General features: G+C 36.9%; 22 protein-coding genes and 1 tRNA gene. 13 read left to right on the plus strand and 10 right to left on the minus strand.

The window, feature by feature from the left end; genetic code table 11:
• Window positions 1–51: 51 nt before the first annotated feature.
• On the plus strand, window positions 52–1,458 hold the full coding sequence (gene lpdA / locus M899_RS15435) for a dihydrolipoyl dehydrogenase (protein WP_021272378.1): 1,407 nt from the start codon (window positions 52–54) through the stop codon (window positions 1,456–1,458).
• A 29-nt stretch (window positions 1,459–1,487) separates the two neighbouring features.
• On the opposite strand, the gene M899_RS15440 is transcribed toward lpdA, so the two are convergent.
• From M899_RS15440 to M899_RS15455, 4 genes are all read right to left on the minus strand, one after another.
• Window positions 1,488–2,363: a hypothetical protein gene (locus M899_RS15440; RefSeq protein ID WP_021272450.1), complete on the minus strand. Its 876-nt coding sequence runs from the start codon at window positions 2,361–2,363 to the stop codon at window positions 1,488–1,490.
• 51 nt (window positions 2,364–2,414) lie between these two features.
• Entirely contained in the window at window positions 2,415–4,715 is a 2,301-nt protein-coding gene (locus tag M899_RS15445; protein ID WP_021272296.1) for a hypothetical protein, read from the minus strand.
• A 123-nt stretch (window positions 4,716–4,838) separates the two neighbouring features.
• A complete protein-coding gene (locus tag M899_RS15450) occupies window positions 4,839–5,324 on the minus strand; it encodes a DUF3617 domain-containing protein (protein ID WP_021272417.1) in 486 nt (161 codons plus the stop codon).
• A gap of 42 nt (window positions 5,325–5,366) precedes the next feature.
• Window positions 5,367–6,428 carry a hypothetical protein gene (locus M899_RS15455; protein ID WP_034729817.1) on the minus strand — a complete coding sequence of 354 codons (1,062 nt, stop codon included), beginning with the start codon at window positions 6,426–6,428 and terminating at the stop codon, window positions 5,367–5,369.
• A gap of 70 nt (window positions 6,429–6,498) precedes the next feature.
• Here M899_RS15455 and M899_RS15460 point away from each other — a divergent pair, with 70 nt between their 5' ends.
• A complete protein-coding gene (locus M899_RS15460) occupies window positions 6,499–7,668 on the plus strand; it encodes a PilZ domain-containing protein (RefSeq protein ID WP_021272379.1) in 1,170 nt (389 codons plus the stop codon).
• Window positions 7,669–7,735: 67 nt separating this feature from the next.
• Here the strand turns inward: M899_RS15460 and M899_RS15465 are convergent.
• A tRNA-Leu gene (locus M899_RS15465) sits at window positions 7,736–7,823 on the minus strand.
• 43 nt (window positions 7,824–7,866) lie between these two features.
• Between M899_RS15465 and M899_RS15470 the strand changes: the two genes are divergently transcribed.
• The 4 genes from M899_RS15470 to M899_RS15485 are packed head-to-tail and all read left to right on the plus strand — an operon-like array spanning window position 7,867 to window position 11,867.
• Window positions 7,867–9,390 (plus strand): hypothetical protein, encoded by a 1,524-nt coding sequence (locus M899_RS15470; RefSeq protein WP_021272412.1) that lies wholly within the window; start codon window positions 7,867–7,869, stop codon window positions 9,388–9,390.
• 35 nt (window positions 9,391–9,425) lie between these two features.
• The gene (locus tag M899_RS15475; protein ID WP_021272323.1) at window positions 9,426–9,941 is read left to right on the plus strand and encodes a hypothetical protein; all 516 of its coding nucleotides are present in this window, start codon (window positions 9,426–9,428) and stop codon (window positions 9,939–9,941) included.
• Window positions 9,934–11,448, plus strand: a complete 1,515-nt coding sequence (locus M899_RS15480) for an NADH-quinone oxidoreductase subunit D (RefSeq protein WP_021272381.1) — start codon at window positions 9,934–9,936, stop codon at window positions 11,446–11,448. Before M899_RS15475 ends, M899_RS15480 begins: the two co-directional genes overlap by 8 nt.
• The gene (locus tag M899_RS15485) at window positions 11,445–11,867 is read left to right on the plus strand and encodes a 4Fe-4S binding protein (RefSeq protein WP_034729819.1); all 423 of its coding nucleotides are present in this window, start codon (window positions 11,445–11,447) and stop codon (window positions 11,865–11,867) included. Before M899_RS15480 ends, M899_RS15485 begins: the two co-directional genes overlap by 4 nt.
• On the opposite strand, the gene aat is transcribed toward M899_RS15485, so the two are convergent.
• Genes aat through M899_RS18035 form a run of 4 tightly spaced genes read right to left on the minus strand, consistent with a single transcriptional unit; the run spans window position 11,806 to window position 16,202 of the window.
• The gene (gene aat, locus M899_RS15490) at window positions 11,806–12,477 is read right to left on the minus strand and encodes a leucyl/phenylalanyl-tRNA--protein transferase (RefSeq protein ID WP_021272280.1); all 672 of its coding nucleotides are present in this window, start codon (window positions 12,475–12,477) and stop codon (window positions 11,806–11,808) included. The genes M899_RS15485 and aat overlap by 62 nt on opposite strands.
• Entirely contained in the window at window positions 12,446–13,576 is a 1,131-nt protein-coding gene (locus M899_RS15495; protein ID WP_021272415.1) for an arginase family protein, read from the minus strand. The genes aat and M899_RS15495 overlap by 32 nt, the downstream gene beginning before the upstream one ends.
• Window positions 13,573–14,547, minus strand: coding sequence for an NAD(P)-dependent oxidoreductase (locus tag M899_RS15500; protein ID WP_021272470.1), 975 nt, complete (start codon window positions 14,545–14,547; stop codon window positions 13,573–13,575). Before M899_RS15500 ends, M899_RS15495 begins: the two co-directional genes overlap by 4 nt.
• Window positions 14,508–16,202, minus strand: a complete 1,695-nt coding sequence (locus M899_RS18035; protein WP_021272289.1) for a YiiX/YebB-like N1pC/P60 family cysteine hydrolase — start codon at window positions 16,200–16,202, stop codon at window positions 14,508–14,510. Before M899_RS18035 ends, M899_RS15500 begins: the two co-directional genes overlap by 40 nt.
• A 205-nt stretch (window positions 16,203–16,407) precedes the next feature.
• Between M899_RS18035 and map the strand changes: the two genes are divergently transcribed.
• Together map and M899_RS15515 are read left to right on the plus strand one after the other, a co-directional pair.
• Window positions 16,408–17,181, plus strand: a complete 774-nt coding sequence (gene map / locus M899_RS15510; RefSeq protein WP_034729821.1) for a type I methionyl aminopeptidase — start codon at window positions 16,408–16,410, stop codon at window positions 17,179–17,181.
• Window positions 17,168–17,977 (plus strand): (2Fe-2S)-binding protein, encoded by an 810-nt coding sequence (locus tag M899_RS15515; RefSeq protein ID WP_021272387.1) that lies wholly within the window; start codon window positions 17,168–17,170, stop codon window positions 17,975–17,977. Before map ends, M899_RS15515 begins: the two co-directional genes overlap by 14 nt.
• Here the strand turns inward: M899_RS15515 and M899_RS15520 are convergent.
• Window positions 17,970–18,587: a hypothetical protein gene (locus M899_RS15520; protein WP_034729823.1), complete on the minus strand. Its 618-nt coding sequence runs from the start codon at window positions 18,585–18,587 to the stop codon at window positions 17,970–17,972. The two genes, M899_RS15515 and M899_RS15520, sit on opposite strands and share 8 nt — an antisense overlap.
• 126 nt (window positions 18,588–18,713) lie before the next feature.
• Here M899_RS15520 and tatC point away from each other — a divergent pair, with 126 nt between their 5' ends.
• The 5 genes from tatC (at window position 18,714) to M899_RS15545 (ending at window position 21,828) form a co-directional block, all read left to right on the plus strand.
• A complete protein-coding gene (tatC, locus tag M899_RS15525; protein WP_231370288.1) occupies window positions 18,714–19,448 on the plus strand; it encodes a twin-arginine translocase subunit TatC in 735 nt (244 codons plus the stop codon).
• 58 nt (window positions 19,449–19,506) lie between these two features.
• Window positions 19,507–19,884, plus strand: coding sequence for a hypothetical protein (locus M899_RS15530; protein WP_021272400.1), 378 nt, complete (start codon window positions 19,507–19,509; stop codon window positions 19,882–19,884).
• A 67-nt stretch (window positions 19,885–19,951) separates the two neighbouring features.
• Window positions 19,952–20,428 carry a DUF4149 domain-containing protein gene (locus M899_RS15535; protein ID WP_021272428.1) on the plus strand — a complete coding sequence of 159 codons (477 nt, stop codon included), beginning with the start codon at window positions 19,952–19,954 and terminating at the stop codon, window positions 20,426–20,428.
• Window positions 20,425–21,402 (plus strand): ADP-glyceromanno-heptose 6-epimerase, encoded by a 978-nt coding sequence (rfaD, locus tag M899_RS15540; protein ID WP_021272401.1) that lies wholly within the window; start codon window positions 20,425–20,427, stop codon window positions 21,400–21,402. The genes M899_RS15535 and rfaD overlap by 4 nt, the downstream gene beginning before the upstream one ends.
• Complete coding sequence (locus M899_RS15545; protein ID WP_021272316.1) at window positions 21,403–21,828, plus strand: FliG C-terminal domain-containing protein; 426 nt, start codon at window positions 21,403–21,405, stop codon at window positions 21,826–21,828. It begins immediately after the preceding gene.
• The last annotated feature ends 276 nt before the right edge of the window (window positions 21,829–22,104 follow it).

Consider the following 22,104-nt stretch of genomic DNA (forward strand, 5'->3'; position numbering starts at 1 on the left):
TTATAAGGCGCAGTTAAATACTGCGCCTACTTATTTTTGAAGGATTTATTTATGAGTAAAGAATTTGATGTAGTAGTCATTGGTTCTGGTCCAGGTGGCTATGTTTGTGCCGTTAGATGTGCCCAATTAGGTTTTAAAACAGCAATCGTTGAAAAATATAATACACTTGGTGGAACTTGTTTAAATGTTGGTTGTATTCCATCTAAAGCATGGTTGGACTCATCTGAAAGATACTATGAGATGATTCACTCTGCTGATAAGCACGGTATTGAAGTTGGTAAGGTAAAGCTTAACGTTAAAAAAATGTCTGAAAGAGTGGCCGAAGTCGTTAAGGGAATTACTGGCGGTGTTCAGTTTCTAATGAAAAAGAACAAAATCGAAGTTTTTACTGGTCATGGTTCATTTGTTGATGCCAACACAATTTCAGTAAAAGGTGAAAAAGAAACTGTTGAACTTAAAGCTAAAAAAGTTGTTATTGCAACTGGCTCTAAGCCTTCAACTCTTCCATTTATTACTCTTGATAAAGAAAGAGTAATTACTTCTACTGAAGCTCTTAAGCTTCAAGAAGTACCAAAGCACCTTATCGTTATTGGTGGGGGAGTTATTGGTCTCGAGTTAGGTTCTGTTTATAAGAGACTTGGTGCAAAGGTTTCAGTTGTTGAATATGCAACTGATATCATTGCAACTATGGATAAAGATTGTTCAAAAGGTCTGCACCGTGTTCTTAAAAAAGAAGGGATGGAATTTCACCTTGGTCACGGTGTAAGCGAAGTTACAAGAAACGGTAAAACTGTAACTGTTAAAGCAAAAGCGGTTAAAGATGGAAAAGAGCTTGTATTAGAAGGCGATTACTGCCTCGTTGCCGTAGGGAGAAAACCTTATACAGATGGCCTTGGATTAGATAAGGCCGGTGTTAAAATGGATGATAGAGGTCGTATTGAGACTGATGGTCATCTTCAAACAAATGTTCCTCACATCTTCGCCATTGGTGATGTTGTAAAGGGTGCAATGCTTGCTCACAAAGCTGAAGAAGAAGGTGTATTTGTTGCTGAGCTTATGGCAGGACAAAAACCACATGTAGACTACAACCTAATTCCTGGTGTTGTTTATACTTGGCCAGAAGTTGCAGGTGTTGGTGCAACTGAACAACAACTAAAAGCTGATGGTGTTCCTTATAAATCAGGATCATTCCCATTTGCAGCTTCAGGTCGTGCGAAAGCTTCTGATGAAGCTGATGGGTTTATCAAAGTTCTAGCACATAAAGAAACTGATGAAATTCTTGGTGTTCACATGGTTGGACCAAGAGTTGCTGATATTATCAATGAAGCTGTTGTTGCAATGGAATTTAGAGCTTCTGCCGAAGACGTTGGTCGCATTTGTCATGCTCACCCAACTTATTCAGAGGCCTTTAAAGAAGCTGCTCTAGCGGCCACTGATAATCGCGCACTCAATATGTAAAAAAATAAAGGGCCAGAAATGGCCCTTTTTTATTTGTATTTTTTCAGATACTCATCAATTTTCGTCATATCAATCCAAAGTCTTTTATCATTCAAAACTTTTTGATTATCAAATAATGGGTTTGTAAGATAATGAACTTTTCTATTAATAATATTTGTATTGATTAAAGCGTCACGAACGGTTGGATCACTAAAGAGTAGTTTATCAAATTCACCTTTTTCAATAAGTCTATTCAGTCCCAGAAGTAATCTGTCATAGAGTCTTTTATTTTTTTTACTAACGTAAAAATAAAAAGGAGCAGGGTAGTAGAAGAGATGGTTTTTCTCTAAGGCAAAATCAAAATTTTTATTTTCTTCTATTTCTGATAGGGCCTCTGTTATTCCTCTAGGGTATCCCGTAAAACGGGAGTTATTCAGAAGTTGAAATGAAGTTTGATAATTGGGAAATCTAAAAAGTGACATTCCATTAAATTCTAAAATATCTGAATCTGGCCAATCATTGGCCTGTCCAAGGCGGATATTTTTAAAGTCTTCAATATTAAGACTCATTGGAAATTTATCTTGATCGTTTTTTCTAATGATCATGACTCGTAAACCAATGAGGCCTTTTAAAAGCGGAATAGGAATACTTTGAACTTTATTTTCTCGCTCAGGTGAAGACATGGACCACATCACTTGGAAGAACTCATTATCCCTTACAAGTTCTACTTCACGTCCTTGTGGGATAAACTCGGCCTCTTTCAAAGAGTAGTCTCCGTACTCAGTTTTTGTTTCATCTAATGTTGCGATTAAAATCTTTCTTATTATTTCAAAATGTTTGTAGACATGGTTGTGACGAATAATCTCTTGTGAAAGAGTTGTAGGGGAAAAAAAGATAACGATTAATGGGATTAAAATGGCCCTCATACTTTCTTATTATAGCATGAGGGCATAAAGCTACTAGAGCTTAATTTATTCTTAATCTAATAGACTTTTAGGAAGTGCTCTAAAAAGTGCACTTAAAATCTCTGGACCGGCCTCAGGGTTAACCTTATCGTAACGATTTCCTTGAGCTTCCGGCGCTAAACGAACACCTTCTCTATAGCTACCTAATGCCATGGCATGTGGGCCAGTAATTGGAATAATATATTCAGTAATTCCCGTATCAGGAGGTAAAATAGCTGCCGCAGTTTCAACAAGCCCATCTCCTGGAGATGCGATATGTGTCCATCTGTGTACTGGTTGGCGTAAGAAGCCAGACCATAGTGATAGATTAGTCACTGCCAATTCTGACTCAGGTAAAGATGGGAAACTCATCCATTTCATATTAGGAAACTCTCTGTGTATTTTAGTTATGTCGTATCCTTCCCAAGGATCATTGGCCAAAGACTCTATTCCATCTAACATATCTGATTTACCAGTTAAGCGCAGCCCTGTTCTCACTGCCAGCGCCGTTAAGTAATTAGCTTCTGTTATATACTTGGCCACAAAAGATGAGCGAACGACACCACTTAATGAAACCATAAGTCGTACCTTTGCTCTTTCATTCTCAGGTAACACATGTCCAAATCTTAAGAAGTAACGAATAAAATCAGCTGTACCTTTACTCGCAGATACAAAGACAACTTTATCAAGTTTAGGAATCTTGTGCTTTAAGATTTCCCTAAGCATTGAAGAATTATAGTTACTCCCTTTGTTAGGATCAACTTCAAGCATTGACGAAGTAAATCCTAGATTACGAATTTCTTCGCTGGCCTTTCTGATAAGGATTGCATTATCACTATCATCACCACCTATACCTAGAACAAGAAAAACACCAATTTTTTTTCTCTCACTTGGATCAATTGTATAGAAGCTATCTGAGAAAGAGAGTTCTTTATTTAGAGTTGTTTGAATAATTTTTTCTTTCAAAATTTTACTATCTTCATTTTTATTTTCTAACACATTCTTAATATAGTTAAGGGCCCTCACTAAACCTGATTGCTTAGAAATTTGGCGTGTGTACGCCAGTAGATCTAAAGTTCCTTTACTTGTGTACGCCGTTGGGAGAGGTGCATTGATGACCTTCTCACAATCTCCACCTGTCATGAAAATATACCAGCATTGTAGTAGCTGTTTATCGTGATAGTCGCGATCAAATTTTATTGTTTTAAAACTATGATGTCTGTAGTCTTTGTTAGTTGAACTTTTTCCATGTCGGCCATGAACTTCAGATCTAAAAGTTCTAAGGTATTTATTAGGTGCATAGTACTCTAGATTATTATAGTTTTCTTCTAATAAGGGTTTGAATTTTTTTGGAACCTTTACCCAGCCATCCTGACGGTCATGATCTGCACGCCACTGATCCATTGATTTTGCAAGGCCAACGCCATCTGAATTTAATATGAAGCTTCCATAGTAGCCGTACTTCTTCTTTAGCGATTGAAATTTCTCAGGCGCAATGGGACATGATTTTATGTTTAAATCCTTTAAGGCCTTTTTAATTTTTTTCGTACTTCCTTCTGATGCATATGTTGAACAGTTGATTGATTCATCTTGAGCATCATCGATGTAGTGGGCAATATCAATTTGCTTAACTTGCTTCCATTTACTATCAACACATTTGATATAAGGACCGATATCTTCTGCGAGAAGATCTCTGTTTTTTCCTAGGATATTATTCCAAAATCTAAGGCCGTTGAAGTTTGCTGCAAGATCGGCATAACTAAATACGCCCGTTCCCCATTTCTTGCCACCGAAAATGACTTTTTCAGTATATACACCAGTGAGGAGGACATCTTCAATTTCATCCCCATTCAGATAGTGATCTTCAAAGTAAGCAAATCCTCGCTCAAATAAATGTTCGATTTTATCCACACCAATATAGGTGTTGTTGATATTAATAAGAGGGGACATGGCCAATTTACTTTTTTCTGCTCCTGGGCGCCCAAGTACAAATCCATCCCACATTGTCCATTCTCTATAAATTGACTCATTAGGAGTGAGGAAGATTTTCTCAATGGCCTTATCATTTTCAATATAGTCTGTAATTTCACCAAAGACATGGTTATGCAGATATTTGCGCAGACCTTTGTAGAGTTTTTTATCGTTACATTTAACGTTGTCAGCATGGAGTTGTTCAAGCGTGAGTTCTACATACTCATTGATTTTTGCATTGATATAGGCCCTAGAATCATCGACTTTTTGATCTTTTACACTAAATTGGTCTATCTCTGCACCTTGTGCACTTAGAAAGGCCATAGAGGCTAAAAATCCGATTCCTAGTTGACGCAATTTCATACATACTCCACTGTCTAAAATTTAGACGGCCGTTTAGAATAAAGAGGCATCCTTGTTCTTAAGTGCCTCATTTTCTAAAAGCTTACATATCTGTAAGGAGTATTAATTCAAATTGAGTGCCAATTATTTGCACTTAGAATCGATGAACGTTCCCACGAATGCCACTTTGATGGCCTTCTTGTCTTTTGTTGTCCCTTCAAACTGGCCGGCATAAGATTTTTCGTTATTGGCCTTAAGTGATGTTTTACCTTTTACACCATTCTTGCATTCAGTGGTCATTTCAAGTTCGCTCTTTGTTTTCTTTGTGATTTTATTCGTGCAACCTTTCTCAACTTCGGCAAGTTTTTCAGGATTATCAATCATCTTCTGAGTCAAACATGTTTTTTTCTCAGACAAGATATCTAAGAAATCTCCACCACCTTGAGACTTCATCATGTCTTTGACCATCTGTTGTTGGGCCTTTGGAATACTCTCTAGAATTTTACTTACTTGATCATTCATATTTACGCCGTCTACAAAAACTGTGGCCTTTTGTCCCCAGAGTCCAGATTTGATTTGGAGATTGGCATGTACGCTAGTAATCAGTAAAAATGGTAGAAAGTATTTCATAATAACCTCATGTTAATTTTTATATAGAATGACAAATTTGTTCTAAATCGTCTCGATAAAAAAATGCGGATAAATATAAATTTTTCTAAAGTTTGGATTCTCTCTTCTTAAGCGAATAGTTTTGGTTAATTCCTCATTTGGGCGAAGGATTTTTATGGCCTTTGTAAATGGAATTCTTCTTTTGGGATATTGAAGTTCAATATGGGGCTTTTTATGATCTAGAAAGCATAGACTACTTTCTTTGAAGTCACCAATCCATTGTCCTCGTTCATCTTCGAAGACAATTTGATCATCTGCTTTTGAAATTTCTTGTAATGAGTAAAAATTGTTAATTGAACACATCACAGTTTCACTTTTATTTTTTAAATTTGTGAGAGTTTGTTCGTTCTTATTGTGAGTCTCTTTTAAAATACTAAGACATTCTTTTGGATCAAGAGAGTTAAAAATATAAATAGAAGGATCATGGCGTGGCGTTTTTAAAGAAAGTTTTTCTTTAAGGTTTAACCACTTCTTACTTTTTAAAAGATTTATAAAATCACCATGGGATTCTACCGCATAAAGACAAATTTGGTGTTTACACGCAATCTCAAAAAGGTGAGTGAGCATTTTTTCTGTAAAAACACTTGCAGGCAAATACATGAAATAGTTTTTTCCCTCAGGAAAGTTGGTCAAAAGGTTTTGATGATGAATTGTCTTGTCAGATAACTCTAATGATCTAAGGGCCTTTTTTGAGCTATTCACGCGCTCCAAAATATATTCGTAGCTTTCAACATTTGCGACGTTTTCATAGAGTGCACTTAAAATGGAGCCTTTGCTATAGCCAGAACCTAAGTCAATCAGCGTCTCATCATGATTGATATGTTTCAACAGTACATACCAATCTGCAAATGATGTGTTTAAAGCATTCATCGAAAGTTCATTATCAGTGTAGCTATCTTTTAGATGATTATATTTACCAATAATATTGTCCTCACAATTTTTGAGCCCGACCAAGTCTTCAAGGGCCGCCTCTTTTTCCACTATAGCTTTCTCATCACATAAGCACTGAAAATCTGATTTCAAGTAATCATTTAGGAGGTTTTTAAAGGACAAGATATTTTTCATAACTCAATGTTTTTACAGGTAATTGATGAATATAGTTTAGTAAATTGATCAGATAGTCGATAAGTCTTCTATGAAGCAAGTGTACCTTATTAATTTAGATAACAACAAACATAAAGTCGATCTCAATGGGCTCAAGGAGTATCTTGAATTTGGATGGATTGAGCTAGAGACTTTTGTCCTTGATTTGGAATCCAATAAGCAAATATCTGTCAAAGATATAATTACTTCTTCAAAAGGTGCTTTACCTCCTTTACCAAATAAAACTCAAAGAGCTGCACCCACACAGCTAAATGAAGATGGCATTGGTAGAATGCTCTCGCTTATTTATGATAAAATTACGCGTCTTGAAGAGGTCACAAACTCTGAAGAATACATTCTAGAGCGTCAATTGAGAATGGAAATTGATGGACTCAATGAAGCAAACAGAATTTTACATGCTGAGAACTCAAAGCTTAAACAAGAAATTGCAGAGCTAAAGAGGCTCAATGAAAAAGTTTCCAAGTATGAAAATCAAATTACTGAAGACCAGTCAAAAATTAAAAATCTCGAGGAGAATATTCTTTATCTAAATGAAAAGAAAAAAGAATACGCTCGTAAGTTTCATCAAAGTGCTGGTGAACTTGAGAAGATTAAAGACTTCCATGGACAAAAAGAAGATAAAGAAGAGCGCAAACTTGTTGGTTCACTTTATGAAGTGACCAATGAAAAAGAATGGCTTATTCGCAATGATGATGGAGTTAAAGGGCCATACTCTTTCGAAGATATTATCGGTTTTAAAAAACTCGGAATGCTTGATGAAGACTACTCCATTAAAAAGGAGAGTGAAAAACGTTGGGCAAAATTGCGAGATCGCTATGAAGTATGGGCGCCATTGCAAATTGATGAGATGGAAGGCAAGAAAACTTTTTACATTAAAAGAGCAGATTACCGAGCACCTTTTTATGATGTGGTTTCATTTGATTTGAATGAAGAAAATTACAAAGGTCATTGCACAAGTTTAAGTGTAGGTGGATGTTTTATAGAGCTGCCAAAGATGCCAGAGAATGTTCAAAAAGGTGAAGTTGGAGAAATCCACTTTCAAAATTCAGTCTTGGCCACACCGTTTAGTGTAAAATTTGAAATCGTAAGAGTTAGTGATTCAAGACCTAGAGGAATTGGATTAAAATTTATAGAAGTATCACCTGAGGTTACAAATACTGTGGAAGCATATATTGAAACCTTTCTAAAAAAAGCAGCATAATCATCAATTAATTGAAATGATTGGTTGCACGTCGAATGAATTTTAGGGAAAATAGAAGAAATCTTTTTGGTGGTCTGGGCGAGACTTGAACTCGCACGCCTTATTCAGACACGGGATTTTAAATCCCGGGCGTCTACCGATTCCGCCACCAGACCAAAAAGATTTTATGATTTTTAACTATTAACAATGGGTTGTCAATTGAAAAGGATTTCAAAGTTCATATTAATTTTTGTTCTTCTTACTGCTTGCGCAAAACAGGACAAGCAAAGTGGCGAACAAATCGATCAAAGAGCATGGTTTAACACTGATAAACAGTTCTCATACCGCTCTAGCATGGGTGAAATTCCTTTTCACCCCTTTTTTGATGCGTCCGCGAAAAACAAAAATTATTCTGAGAATGAGTTGAATGTTTTTATTTTGACTCAACGTGACTCAAAATTTCACTACGAATTCGATTTGGCCTCAGGCTCTGCTTATTTGAAAAGAACATTTTGCCCTTACAAAGATTCTTGGGCCCGCTACAGTTCAAAGCTTGAAACTCTTCCTTTTAACGTCGGTTTGGTTCCACGCTCCCTTGATCAGCTTGCAGCACCCCAAAAAGTCTATATCTTTGGCAACGCACCTGAAGGGAAGGTTACTGACAGTGTCGTGTACCCAGTGAGAGTCGTCGGAGGAGTTGTTGAGCAGTATTGTCGAAACTTTCCATGCTCACTAAGAGATGAGTGGGTTTCTAGACTTGTTTATATCGCGGTTTTTAATGATGACGAAAATTTTAAAAGCGTTGTAGATCTCGATGGCCTTAAGAGAAAAGTTGATTGGTCAAATGCACGTGCGGCCATGGAGAATTATCTTGGAGCAAGTCATAATGAAGATAAGATTCTTCCGGCCTATCGTGTTCTCAATGAAGTTAGCTTGAACAATGTTCTTGATTTTTCTAGTAAAAACAACCATCACTTCACGGGCAATAGTGCAAAGGCCCTTCAAAAGAGTTGTCATGCCCTCTATGATTATGTCTGGAACAATGCTTCTGAGCTCTATCCAGAAGGGAAGAAGACTCCTTCTAAAAAGGCGCAAGAAAAGAAAATTCAAGATGAGAAATTTGAAAAAGATCTACCAGTTGCCTCAAAGCTACAGGGTAACGTTTTAATGTTCGAACAAAAAGAGAAGCCTTCAGAAGTTGAAAAAATTATGAATAAACGTTTTTCAAACTTCTCTTCTTTTTTTCGTCATTTTTACAACCACCATAGAAGCAAATATCTGACGTGCGAGAAATTCATTCAATCGAGTTCCATTACAGACAATTTTGAAAGACATTGGTTTTTTGCATACTTTTTGAACTACTTTCATCTTGAAGAAGTTGGTTTGATTTACAACTGTAACAATGAAGCATGGATTGAAAATCCGCTTCTTCAATCAGGGAAAAGACTCTACGATAATAAAAAAATGCTTAGCGGATGTTCGACTGAATCTCTTGATCTTGCAATGATTCGTGGAATTACAGCTATGACGAGTCGCCAAAGAAGTGGCCTATCTTACTATAAATATATTGAGTATGATTCTGGTGCAGGGCACACTCACGAGAAGATTTATAGATGGATTTATGAATCGGGCAAGAGGTTGTCATGTGAAGACAACAAGTCGCAGTCCATTTTTCCTGAAGATGTGAACTGGCAGTCCTTTCATAAGAAAACACAGCTAGATAAAAGTGGGTATATTTACTAATTGATAAGATGTCTTTTCCCGATGTAGAATAGGGCATGAGTAAATATACTTCACGATATGCAACGGGCGAATTCGCCCTGTCACAATTTGCAACTTTTGCACAATCAGAGCAATTTGTTGAACGATTCGTTCACAAATTGAGTTTGAAGAGATTGTGGTTCTATCCTTTGGTCGATTTTATTGGTTTATCAAAGCTGATGGGTGCCTACTTAATGGCCCATGAACACAAGTATTCAATTAAAGATTTTATTAGTCCAAGTCTTGATATCAAAGAAGCTGATATTTTGATTCTCAAAGGGCCAATGACTCAAAAGATGTATGAGGAAATTCTCCCTCGCTTTCATTCAATGCCGCAGAAAAAGTGGGTTATTTATATCGGTCCTAAAAAAACTATTACATGGTCTGATAGTCTAGAATTTGATTTTGAAAATCAAAGTGAGATTGCTGTCGATATTTATATCCCTGGTGGAAGAATTTCATCTCGCGCTTTGCTGGAAGGCATTGAGTTGTTGCATGAAAGGGTAGCGCAAGGAGTTTGTGCTAATGCTTAGTTCATTTGAAAATAGATTAAAAGATAAGTTTCAAGATGCTTTTTACAGCGAAAATGGTCATTTCTTTTTAAAAGATATGGGCGAGTCTTTGTATGAAGTGATTAATGAGTTAAAAAATCAGTACGGGTTTATCGTACTTGTGGCCACTCATGAGCTTAGTGATGATAGAATTGCTATTCAGCTTTCAAACCTTGAATTTCACAAAAGAATATTCGTTCTCTGTAAGGCACAAGATTTACTTGTTAAAAATATTAATGAGCTTTTTCCAATGTTAAATTGGTATAAGAACTCTTGTACTTCATTAGATTTTTCTCAATGTCCATTTCCTCGTGATTACTCAATCTCTGAGGAAGAAGAATTGGCGAGAGAGTATTTAAATTTGGGGCCAATATCACCTTTGACACTTAATCTCGCGAAATGCGCTGTTGAGTTAGATGGTGAAACAATTAAGCGATTCAAGATAGCGACAGGTTATCATAGAACAGGAATTGAATCTTCCTTATGTAAGAGAAATTTTCTACAACTATCAGCGCTTCTTGAAAATTACTATTCACCAATGTCTTTAGAAATGTCATTTTTAGTGAATCATACTCTTGAAACAATGCTTGGACTCAATATTTCTCTTAGAGCAAAGGCCATTAGAATGGTTATGCTTGAGTTATCTCGTATTGGTGGCCATTTCGCAAATTTTGAGCGCATCTTTTCGACACTTGGTTTAAGTCTAGAATCTCATTTCGTGTATGGACTTAAAAATAGTGTTCACGAGCTGTTTGGCCACTATAATCATTCACAATACGGCGAAGGGATTATAAAGCTAGGTGGACTTGTTCACGATTTACCAGTTGGCTGGATTGCTCGCTGTTTGAATACGCTGTCACTACTTGGTCAAAAAGTTTCTTCATTGAAAAATAACTTAACGAATTCAACTTTTTGGATGAGTAAAACAGAAACCTATAAAGTTCATGCAGGAGATGCCCTCGCGTTTGGATTCTCTGGACCCTCTCTACGCTCAACAGGTGTAAATTACGATTTAAGAAAGGCGGATCCTTTTTATCTTTATGATGAAGTTCAGTTCGATATACCTCTAGGGATTGATGGAACAAACTATGACCGCTTCCTCGTTCGTCTAGAAGAAGTGAATCAGTCTATCCGTATTATTTTGCAAATTTTAGATAATATGCCACAAGGTGAATACCTTATGGGGCCAATGAAAGAGTGGAAAAAGCTAAAGGCCAATGGTCAGCGTGCAGAATATATTGATGCCGTTTCTAAAGGACTAACCTTCAATAGTGGAATTTACTATTCAAGTTTCGAATCGACTCATGGAGAACTAGGTTTGTTATTAGAGGTTAAAGATGGAGAGTCGTCACCGTATTCGCTTTCTTTAAACTTACCTGGTCGCTCATTTTTATGTGCCTTGGAAAAGCTACTGATAGAATCTTCATACACTGAGATATCGACTTCCATTGCTTCGTTTGGAATAGAAGGCAAGGAGGTTGATAAATGATTTTAGATAAAGTTCTTTATGATAAAAGAAATCCTCTTTCGTCACTGTTGAAAATAATTAGACTCTTCTTTGCAGATTTACTCATTGTTTTCAGAAAGAAAAAAATGGCGCCAGATATTTTGTTGGCAAGTCAGCTAAGAGGTATTCCTGTTAAAGTAAAAAAAGGTGGCTGCTCTGATTGCGATTTATGTATTCAAGTTTGTCCAACGAATGCTTTAGAGACTAATTCAAATAAACTGCTTTTAAATGTTGAGCGTTGTATTTACTGTGAAGACTGTATCACTTTTTGTCCTGATGATTCTTTAAAGAGTTCTAAAATCAATGTCTTTTCAAGTCATGGAGAAAATAAGAACTTTCTTATTGATCTTGAGAAAGAAGGTGAGTTGGTTCTTGGGAAAGGGCAGACTGTAGAAGCTTAATATAGTCTTTGCGCTTAATTTCCTCGCCACCCATGGCCTTAACAACTGATGTTACCATTTGAGTGTCCAGCATGGGCACTCCCATGTCTTGAAATTTTTCAAAAAGTTTTACAAGAACTACTTTTGAAGCATTCTCTTTGCGAAAAAACATGGACTCGCCTGAAAAAAAGCTATTAATACAAACGCCATAAAGTCCACCTACAAGTTCTTCATTGTCATAGCATTCAACACTATAGGCGTAACCTTCTTTAAAAAGGTTATAATACCCCTCAATAATTTCTTCTGTGATCCAAGTGTCACTTTGATCTTTTCTATTTGTTAACTCTTGGCATCCGCGCATGACTCCTAGAAAATCTTGATTGAAAGTAACTTTGTAATGACTTTTTTTCATAAACTTTATAAGTGAGCGCGGAATATGAAAATTTTTTAGCAGAAGCACGCCTCTGGGGTCTGGTGAAAACCAGGCCATCGGATAATCATCACCTAATGGCCAAGGGAAAATTCCTTGTGAATAGGCCAATAAAAGCGATTCGGGGGCGAGATCTCCCCCGAGTGCAAGTAGGCCATTCTCATCGGCCTTATCTATTGGTGGAAATTGAACGATTGGCATTGGCCATGGCCTCGATTAAAAATTGTCCGAGAGAACTCGCAACACTTAAAGTCGTGTCCGGTTCACTTTGCTTACCTTCGTTAGTTGCTAGAAAAGGAGCAATCTCTACTATATCTGCCCCTGTAATAGGGAAGTTTGAACTAATGAGTTTTAAGATCGTCATGGCCTCATGGGGGTCAAGACCATCTTTTTCTGGTGTTCCTGTTGCCGATGCATAGCTTGAATCAATAGCATCGATATCAAAGCTGACATAAATTTCTTGAACACCTTCTTTTTTGTAATGTTCAATAATTTCGTTGGCCACTTTCTCTGCGCCTTTTTCTTTTACGTCTTTGGCCCAGTGTTGATGAACTCCAAATGTTGTTTCCCAATGCTCTTTAGATTTACCTGTAGAGCGAATACCAATTTGATGCATAAGCGCAGGTGAGTCTAAGAATTCGAGTACGTGTGTTGCCCATGATCCGAAACAAATATCAATCCCCAGTCGTTCTACAAGTAAGTCCGTATGAGCATCAAAATGGACAACAGCGACTTTCTTGCCTTGGGCCTTTTTTGCTTTTAAATATGACTTCACCAAAGGGTAGCTGACAGAATGGTCTCCACCGATGGCAAAAATTCCTTTGGTTGGAAAAGTGTCATAGAAATTTTTTGTAAAATCTTCTGTGATCGAAAGAGAACTTACGGGAAGCTCACTTTTTTCATCGCCATAAAGCGCCTTACGACAATTGGCGATAGTTGGATCATTTAAATATTTGTCATGCAAAAGGTGAGGGATAACTCTAATATCACCCATATCAAAAATATTAAGATTGGGATTATCTGCTAAGAGCTGCTCTCTTAGAAATAATGGTCCCCAGTTGGCCCCTCTTAAAATACCGCCACCTGTATCTGAACACACTCCTAATAAACAAGGAGCATCACTGGTAGCAAGGCCATCAAGTGATTTCATCCAAAGGGCCTCTATATTTTCTGTGGTCTTGAAAAGTTTTTGATGAAGTCCTTCTTTTCTTTCTTTGGCCGTATTTACAGTAAAGACACCATTGCCTGGAGGGCAAAGATAAGTCTTCATTTTTGTTAATAGATCACTTTGTTTTTTCATAGGATATAATCTTCTTTTATTTTGTTTTGTAGCAAGAGTTCTTTGTAAAACCCTTTGAATTCTTCAATTTTATCACAGGTTTGAATAAACTTACTAATGACGTCAAATTCATATTTTATGATTTCAGAGTTTAATGACGAGTAAACACCTGCAATATGTGAAGTCGTTATAATATTGTCCATTCCAAGAAAATCTATTTTCTTATAGGGTTCTTGTTCGAAAACATCAAGGTAGGCCGTGGCATACTTATTTTTAGTTAGCACTTCCATCAAATCCAGTTGATTCACAATAGGGCCTCGCGCCGGATTGATGAGGACAAAGTCTTTTGCTAATGAGGTAAGGAAGGCCTTATCAACTAAATACTTACTTGTAGGATTTAAACTGGCCGCCACGATGACAAGATCGCAATCTTTTTGTTCTAGTTCTTTATAACCTTTTTCAGGATCGTAAATACTCATTGATTGTACCAATGGTCCCAAGCTTTGATGAACAAGTTTTCCAATATGCCCATAACCAATGAGAAGGACTTTTTTGGTATTTAGGAGATGACGGTTCCAAGTTCTATTAGCGTCCCATTCATCTTGCTTTTTAAAGGAGCTGTAATGTTTAAAGACAGCACTTAATATATAGTTTGTTACGGCATGGGCCCTAATAGGGTTTCCTAGAATTATGGGAAAAGGTGCATTTTTAATAAAGTCATAACTTAAATTGTCATGACCCGAATTTGGATGAATAAGAAGTTTTGTATTCTTATATTCTTCCTCAGAAATTTGTTCTACTTTGGTTTGACTTGTTGTGATGAGAATAAGGGGAGAATTGCCTTCAGTGACTTCTTCTCCCCAGTGATATTCTATTTCAGGGATTATCTCAAGGTGCTTCTTCTCTATTTGTTTGAAGTTTGCACCTTGATATTCAGATACATTTTTTCTAACTACTTTATACTTTTGTCCGTTAGGTACCACTTTCTCCATGCTTCGTCCCTTTCGCCTGGGTCGTACACGTAGTGCTTGTATTTTGTTGTACAAACTCTCTTGTGCTCGACATTGTCGTTGAAGGGAGTTCTGACTGTAACAGTTCGACAACTCTTGATTTTTTTATCGTACATCGTTTGACCAGATGTATGTTGGTTTTCACTTCTTACGAAATCAAGCCTGTCAGCTAAATCATCTAAAGTTACAGGTAGAATCTCACCTTTTTTCTTTGAGTATATTGAGTATTCTAACTCAATTGGTGAGTGTTCGTAAAAAATAAGTGAGGCCACATTATCAGGAGAAATTGTATTTCTTCCCCAAATATATTCTGTCGGCCAATCGATATGACCAAATGCGAGGAAAACCAGTTCTGAACACACAATCTTATCAGTTGTCGCAACGTCAAAATTGAAGTCGTACTTTTTGCCAAGGTGCTCAAAAGAGCGACTATAAATGATATTGACGGCCTTTTTGTTTGTTAGAGCTCGCGGGTCTCTAATTATTCCAATTTCATCAATTTCCATAAACTCTTTAAGAGTATTAAGGCGTACACCAGGTCTAACGGCCTCGATGATATTGTAGCCTTGTCTGATCTTTTCATGGAAAGGCACGATGGCCGGAAGATCCCAAAAACCATAGGCCCTAAGTTGTGCTTCTGTACCTAACCAGATAGCAGCGTGACCATAGTGTCCAGGAATAAAAGTATCCGTTAGTGCAAAAGGAGTCTTTTCCACAAGAATATCTAATGGTTTTAAATGATCTTTGATGGCATTGTAAGCGTAGTGGTCATCGAAAAGATATCCATGCCTCCATCTTACTGCTCCTACAATATTTCCAAAGACTCCACTTACAAAATTTGTTACACGACCTAAGAATGAAATCACTGAATCCATGAAGCCGTGGTTTGATAACACTCCGTAAGAGCGATCTAGGATTTCTCTTGTTGATTTATTATTAGCGAGCTCATCAGTGATAACTTCAATATCCTGATCATTCAAATCAAGGATATTACCCCAGTTCTTTCTCAAACTCTTGGCATGGGCCTTAAGCATTTTACGATTTTCTTTAGAGAGAATTCTCTCCGCAAGCTCCATAAGTCCTTCGATATTTTTCTTTGAGAGAAAAATATTTTTGACAACTCGACGAATATTACCGTCTCTCCAGTAACCGTCATAAGAGTCGATGAGAATATCAAAAAGATAGAGTTGGGCCGTGTACCAAATCATATTTTTCTTTAAAACTTTAGCGTCATCTAAAGGAAACATTTCATCTGAAGGAAGATCTTCAAGGGGTTTGTAGGCCAGTAAAAATTGAATATATCTAAGGGCCATAAGTTGGAAGGTATCAACAAGCTTACTCATGATGTCTAATTGAGCACCACTTATGACTTCGTTATCTGCAATGATAATTTGGATTTTTTTTGAAAACTCGCTATTGAAGTGACCCGTCTTTAAGGCCAACTTATTTAAGCGTGTGAAGTTCATTAAATTATTTTGCAATGTTTCGGCACTGTTACCGCGCTCTACAGTAATTGTGTTGAGTTCATCACGAATTAACTGCAGTGTAATGGTAGGCGTATTGCTTGTTGCCCCAAAAGAAAGTTGTGTTGTGAAGACAACTCCTAAAACAATGATTAGACTCTTCAGTCTTTTCACTATGTACCCCCCGAAAAAAGATCACCAATTTAACCATTAAATTCCCCAATTTACTGGCCTTTTTTTTGTGGTGACGCCACTTGTTATTGCATGAGCTTGGACTCTGATCAAGGAAGGTGTAAAATTTTATCACCCAACGTTGACGAAGGGGTCTAAAAAACATAAAAAGTATTGAAATTAAAGCTTTTTTTGGCATTAGGGGGCCATTATGATCTCAATTAAATCAGGACGTGAAATCGAACTTATGCGCCAAACTTGCGCTTTAGCTTCACGCACCCTTGAGTATATCGAACCATTTGTTAAGCCAGGTGTATCAACTGAGGAGCTTAATAAATTGTGTCACGACTATATCCTTGAGAATAATGCCTATCCATCACCACTTAATTATCATGGATTTCCAAAGAGTGTTTGTACTTCATTAAACGAAGTCATCTGCCATGGAATTCCAAGCAAGAAAGATGTACTTAAAGATGGTGACATTTTAAATATAGATGTGACGACTTATTTAAATAAGTTTCACGGCGATACTAATAAAACGTTCCTTGTAGGAAATGTTAGTGATGAAGTAAGAAAACTTGTCGATGTCACTTACCAGTGTATGAGAGAAGGTATTAATCAAGTTCGTCCAGGTGGGCATATCGGAGATATTGGAGCAGTTATTCAAGAGATCGCTCATGGATATGGCTATAGTGTCGTAGAGGATTATTGTGGTCATGGGATTGGAAGAGAATTTCATGAAGAGCCACAAGTTGTTCACATCGGAAAAAAAGGTACTGGCCCTGAAATGAAGCCGGGAATGACTTTTACTATTGAGCCCATGATCAACCTTGGAACAAAGTATTCAAAAGTGTTAAAAGATGGATGGACTGTATTAACTAAAGATGGAAAGTGGAGTGCTCAGTTTGAACACACAATTCTTGTTACTGAATCTGGCCATGAGATTCTAACACTTCGTCAGGAAGAGAATGCGACTTTTTAACGAGCATCTTGCTACACCTATTCCTTTTCGAGAGGTCTTTTTACCAAGTGTTAAAGAGACCTTTGAAGTTTCTGATAATTTAAAGATTTCACTTTATCTACTAATAGATAAAAGAAATCGTGTTGAAGATATTTCTTATAAATTAGAAGGCGATTTTAATCAGAAAAATCACGCTGAATTTTCATTTTTTTGCGAATACATTCTTGGCCACGATGCTAGAGAAGTTTTATCGCTAGAATGGCCAATTTTATTACAAGAAAATGACGATGAGTCGCGAAGATTTCTTTTCTTACCGGCCGTTCTTTATCGTCAGCTTCTTAAAAAATTATATTATTCTGATGCTCAAGTTCTTTCATGGAAAGAAGGAGAGTTGTTGTGTCGCTGTTTTGGAGTGACGCAAACAGAGATTAAGAACAAACTTGTTCACGGTGAGATCACTTCTTTGCGAGAGGCCACAGACTTAACCATGGCCGCTGGTGGATGCGGTAGTTGTGCTCATGATATTGAAGAGCTTATCAGTGATTTTTGCAATGACTTAGGCTGGCATTTTGCCCATCCTGAAAATCCCCGCTTGGCAAAAGATGGGAGCTATCCTTATATCAAAAATCAGCCCCCAGTTTATTGGATTCTTGCTCTTGATGAAATTTTAAAGGATTTAGGAGTACAAGCAGAGATCGTCGATCTTATTGGTCATGATCTTCATGTTAAGGTAAGTGGGCCTGTGGCCGTTGGAGAAATTGAGAAGGCCATTAAAGAAAGAACTTCAGTGGTCTTTCACTTGATTGCTCTTACTTAGATTTTTCGTCTTTTTCCTTATCTTTTTCTCTTTTTTCGCAGGCCGCGAAAATATCTTTCAATTGATGAAGCTTGGAAAAAATAAAAGTGACTTCTTTATTTTTCGTTTTAATCCAATCTTTATCCAAGTCTTCTCCAATATAGCGGTACTCATGAAAGAGAGTCGCTAGCTGCGGTATTTCTGTCTTAAGACAGGCCGCACTTGGAGCTTGGGCCTGAATTTGCGAAAGGTAATCGAAGAAAATTAAAGGAAGAGAATCGATAAGACGTCCCATTTCCGTTAAGAGAAATCTATTTGATGGAGCTAGTTCAACATCAACGGGTTGAAAAATAGAAACACCTTCAGTGAGACCATAGTAGAGTAGTCCTAGTGAAGGAGAGTTTTTAATTCCTTTTCCACAAATCTTTTCAAAGTATTTTTCTTTAAGAGACAGTTTTTGAAGCGCACTGGCCTCGATGATAAAATATTGATTCAACTTATAGAGTGGCCCCGTAGATTTTTTCTTGTGTAAAACTAATTCTTCACGCCCTAAGCACTCGATGATTGTACCACTGGCCAAGGTGTGGAGAGACAGGGAAAAACTTAATAATATCAGTAGCTTTTTCATCATATCATTACTTTTACATTTTATTTTCTAAGAGTTATAACCTTATCGGTATTATGATTAAATAAATTAAAAAATTCAAACCCTTAAGGGAATAATTCCGAGAGGATTACGAGGTTATTCGTGAAAGAGATGACTCTGGTTGAACATTTAGAAGAGCTAAGATCTGCCCTTGTTCGAGTAGTGTTTATCCTCGCGATCAGCTTCGGCGTTTGTTATCACTTCGGTGATGTCATATCTGAATTTCTATTGGCGCCATTGCGTGAGGCCTTGGCCTCTAAAGAAACGGCCGGACAAATTATTTACTTAGGAATTCTTGATAAGGTTCTCAGTCAATTTCAAGTTGCCTTTTGGTCTTGTGTAATAGTGTCATCTCCATTTTGGTTTTATCAAATTTGGAAATTTATTCGACCTGGTCTCTATGATTACGAGATTAAAGCAGTTCGTCCGTTTATTGTTGTCGGATTTATTTTGTTTTGGCTTGGTATCAGTTTTGGTTATTTCTTAGTTTTTCCACTTACTTTCCAAACGCTCATGATGTTTGGTGTTTCAAATGTAGATGCTTATATTTCATTGAAAGAATACTTGGTTTTAACAAGCAAAGTCCTTGTGTTTTTAGGAATAATTTTTCAATTGCCAAACTTAATGTTGATCTTGGGTTTTATGGGTCTTGTGACTAAGTATTCATTGAGAAATTGGCGTGGTTATATCTACGTATTCTTTGCAGTTATGTCTGCAATCTTAACGCCGCCAGACGTTTTAACGATGTTGGGTCTATGGATTCCATTAACATTACTGTTTGAAGTGGGACTGCTTGCAGTAAGTTTTATTGTTCATCCGTATCTGGCAAAACAACACGGATCTTAATTTTCTTTTTCGTATTTCTTAATTTTATTTTTTTTAAAACTGTGCCGATGAACTCCATATGAAAAAGTTCACTGTGTGTTCGTTGATAAGAGATAAATCTCTTTCTTTTAAATTTGAGCGTCTTGTAGAGATCTTTGATTGTCCAATTAGTCATTCAAAGATTCAAAATATTTCTGAAATAAAAGAAGACCTCGCCAATATCGATTTGTTCGTCTTTTATGAACACGATGTGTCGAAAGAGGAATTCATTAATCTTGTTTACGAAAAAAGAATTCCTGTACTCATATTTACTCACAACCTAAATAATTCACACTTCAGATCCATTTTTAAAGATTCTCCCTTTGACCCTTTTATAGAGGGACCCTTTTCTTCTTTTGATATAGCCGCGAAGATGGGTGATATTTTTGAAATGATTGTCCACTCGCACAAAGGCTAGCCTTATCAACTCCTTGATTATAAAATAGAAGGGAATTCATTGTTCTAATTTATATGAGGAGTTCCCTGTGCTCAGATTAGTGTTTACTCTTATTGTCGCTTGGTTTTCTACAAGCTGTCTGATTGATTTTGTTGCTGTACCTACGGTTTTTAGAACTGTATCTAAATTGAATGAGGCCGGTGCAGTAGGGATGAAAATCTTTTCAACATATAATGTCGTCGAAGTTATTTTAGGTCTTATCATTTTTGGTTACGCTCTTAAGTCTGTCGTAAAAAAAGGACTTGGACGTAAGATTTTTGCTTTTTTTAGTTTGGTGGTATTTGGAATTGCTCTGACATATAACTTTCATGTTAGTCCAAGAATCATTGAGATCAATACTGAAAGAGCTAAGTATGAGATGGAGAGTCCAGAGTATCAAAAGATTTCTGTTGAACATGGTTTCTACCACAGACTCTATGTGAATTTGGATAAAGTGAAAGTTACATTACTACTTGTGATGTTAATAATGGCGTTTCAAAAATTGCCAAAAGGTGAAAACGAATGATTCTACTTACTGGTGGCGCCGGATTTATCGGTAGTGTTTTACTAAAAGAATTAAATAATATTGGCCGCGAAGATATCGTTGTTGTTGATCGTCTGCGTGATGGTGTGAAGTGGCTCAATCTTAGAGGATTGAAGTTTCAAGAATATATTCTTGCTGACGAACTCTTTGATGGTGATCATGATGATGTGTTAAGTGAGATTACTTGTATTTTTCACATGGGTGCGTGTTCGGCAACAACTGAGCGTGATGTCGATTACCTTATGAAAAATAACGTCGTGTATTCTCAAAATCTTTTTCATATTGCCCTTAATCGCGACATTCCTTTTATCTATGCCTCTTCAGCGGCTACTTATGGTGCGGGTGAGCATGGTTATTGTGACAATGAAAAAGAAATTTCTAAACTGCGTCCTCTCAATCCTTATGGATGGTCAAAGCAACTTTTTGACGAGTGGGTGCTAAGACAAAAAGAAAAACCAACAAAGTGGTTTGGAGTTAAATTTTTCAACGTATACGGCCCAAACGAATACCACAAAGCAGATATGCGCTCTCTTGTTCATAAAGCATTCGGTCAAATTAATGAGATTGGGATGGTTAAGCTCTTTAAGTCTCATAAAGAAGGTTATGAAGATGGCAAACAGCTTCGTGACTTTGTCTATGGACCTGATGTTGCACTTGCCATGATTGAGATGATGAAAACTTCAAATGTTCAAGCTTCTGGTATTTATAATTTAGGAACAGGTAAGGCCCGTAGTTTCTACGATCTTATGATGGCCACTTTTGATGCTATGAATGTTCCAGCTAAAGTTGAATTTATAGATATGCCAATGTCAATTCGTAATCAGTATCAATATTTTACTGAGGCCGATATGACGAAATTCTTTAAACTCTTTCCAAAGTTCAAATTTAGAAGTGTTGAGGAAGGCGTTGGTGATTATGTAAAAAATTATCTTCTTAAAGAGGACCCGCATTACTAGATGGCAAAAAAACTTGGAGGAGTGTTAGAGGCCGCAAAACTTTTGCAATCTCTAGCACCCGAGCACCGAAAAAATCTTATTGAACAAATTGCAAAAAAAGACCCTCAGATGGCCTTGCAATTAAGACAGCATATGGTCACTTTGGAAGATCTCGCTAAGCTTACATTAAAGATGAAGGTTGATCTCCTAAAGCGCATTTCACTAGATGACCTTGCTCTTTCTCTAAAAGTTCATCCGAGCTCTCTTCAAGATAAAATTATGGAAGGACTTAGTTCTTCTATGAAGCAAACAATGATTGATGTATTTACTGGGCCACCAGTTCTCTATACTAAAGTCGCAGAGGCCGAAAGACGCGTCCTAGACGTTGTTTTGCAGATGCATGAGCGCGGTGAAATTTCTTTTTCTAATAACGACGAGTACGTTTAGTCCCCACTAAATTTTCTTTGAGTCACTTTTTGTCACTGCTTTTCAGTGTCATTAAGACATCAGTGTCACTAATGCTTATTATTAGTTTCATTAACTTTCGATGTAACTATATGTTATTACAGGAACCTTTAGAGTGGCCAATTTTGGCACGCATCATGCTTATAGTAAAAGCAGAAAGGATGGCATCTCTAGGATGGAGATGAAGATCAGGAAGATCGCACTAAGGCACAGAAGCTTTTTAATCATCTAAGGAACAAACTCACTGAAGACTTTCAT

The sequence above is a fragment of the Bacteriovorax sp. BSW11_IV genome (assembly GCF_000447755.1).
Lineage (GTDB): Bacteria > Bdellovibrionota > Bacteriovoracia > Bacteriovoracales > Bacteriovoracaceae > BSW11-IV.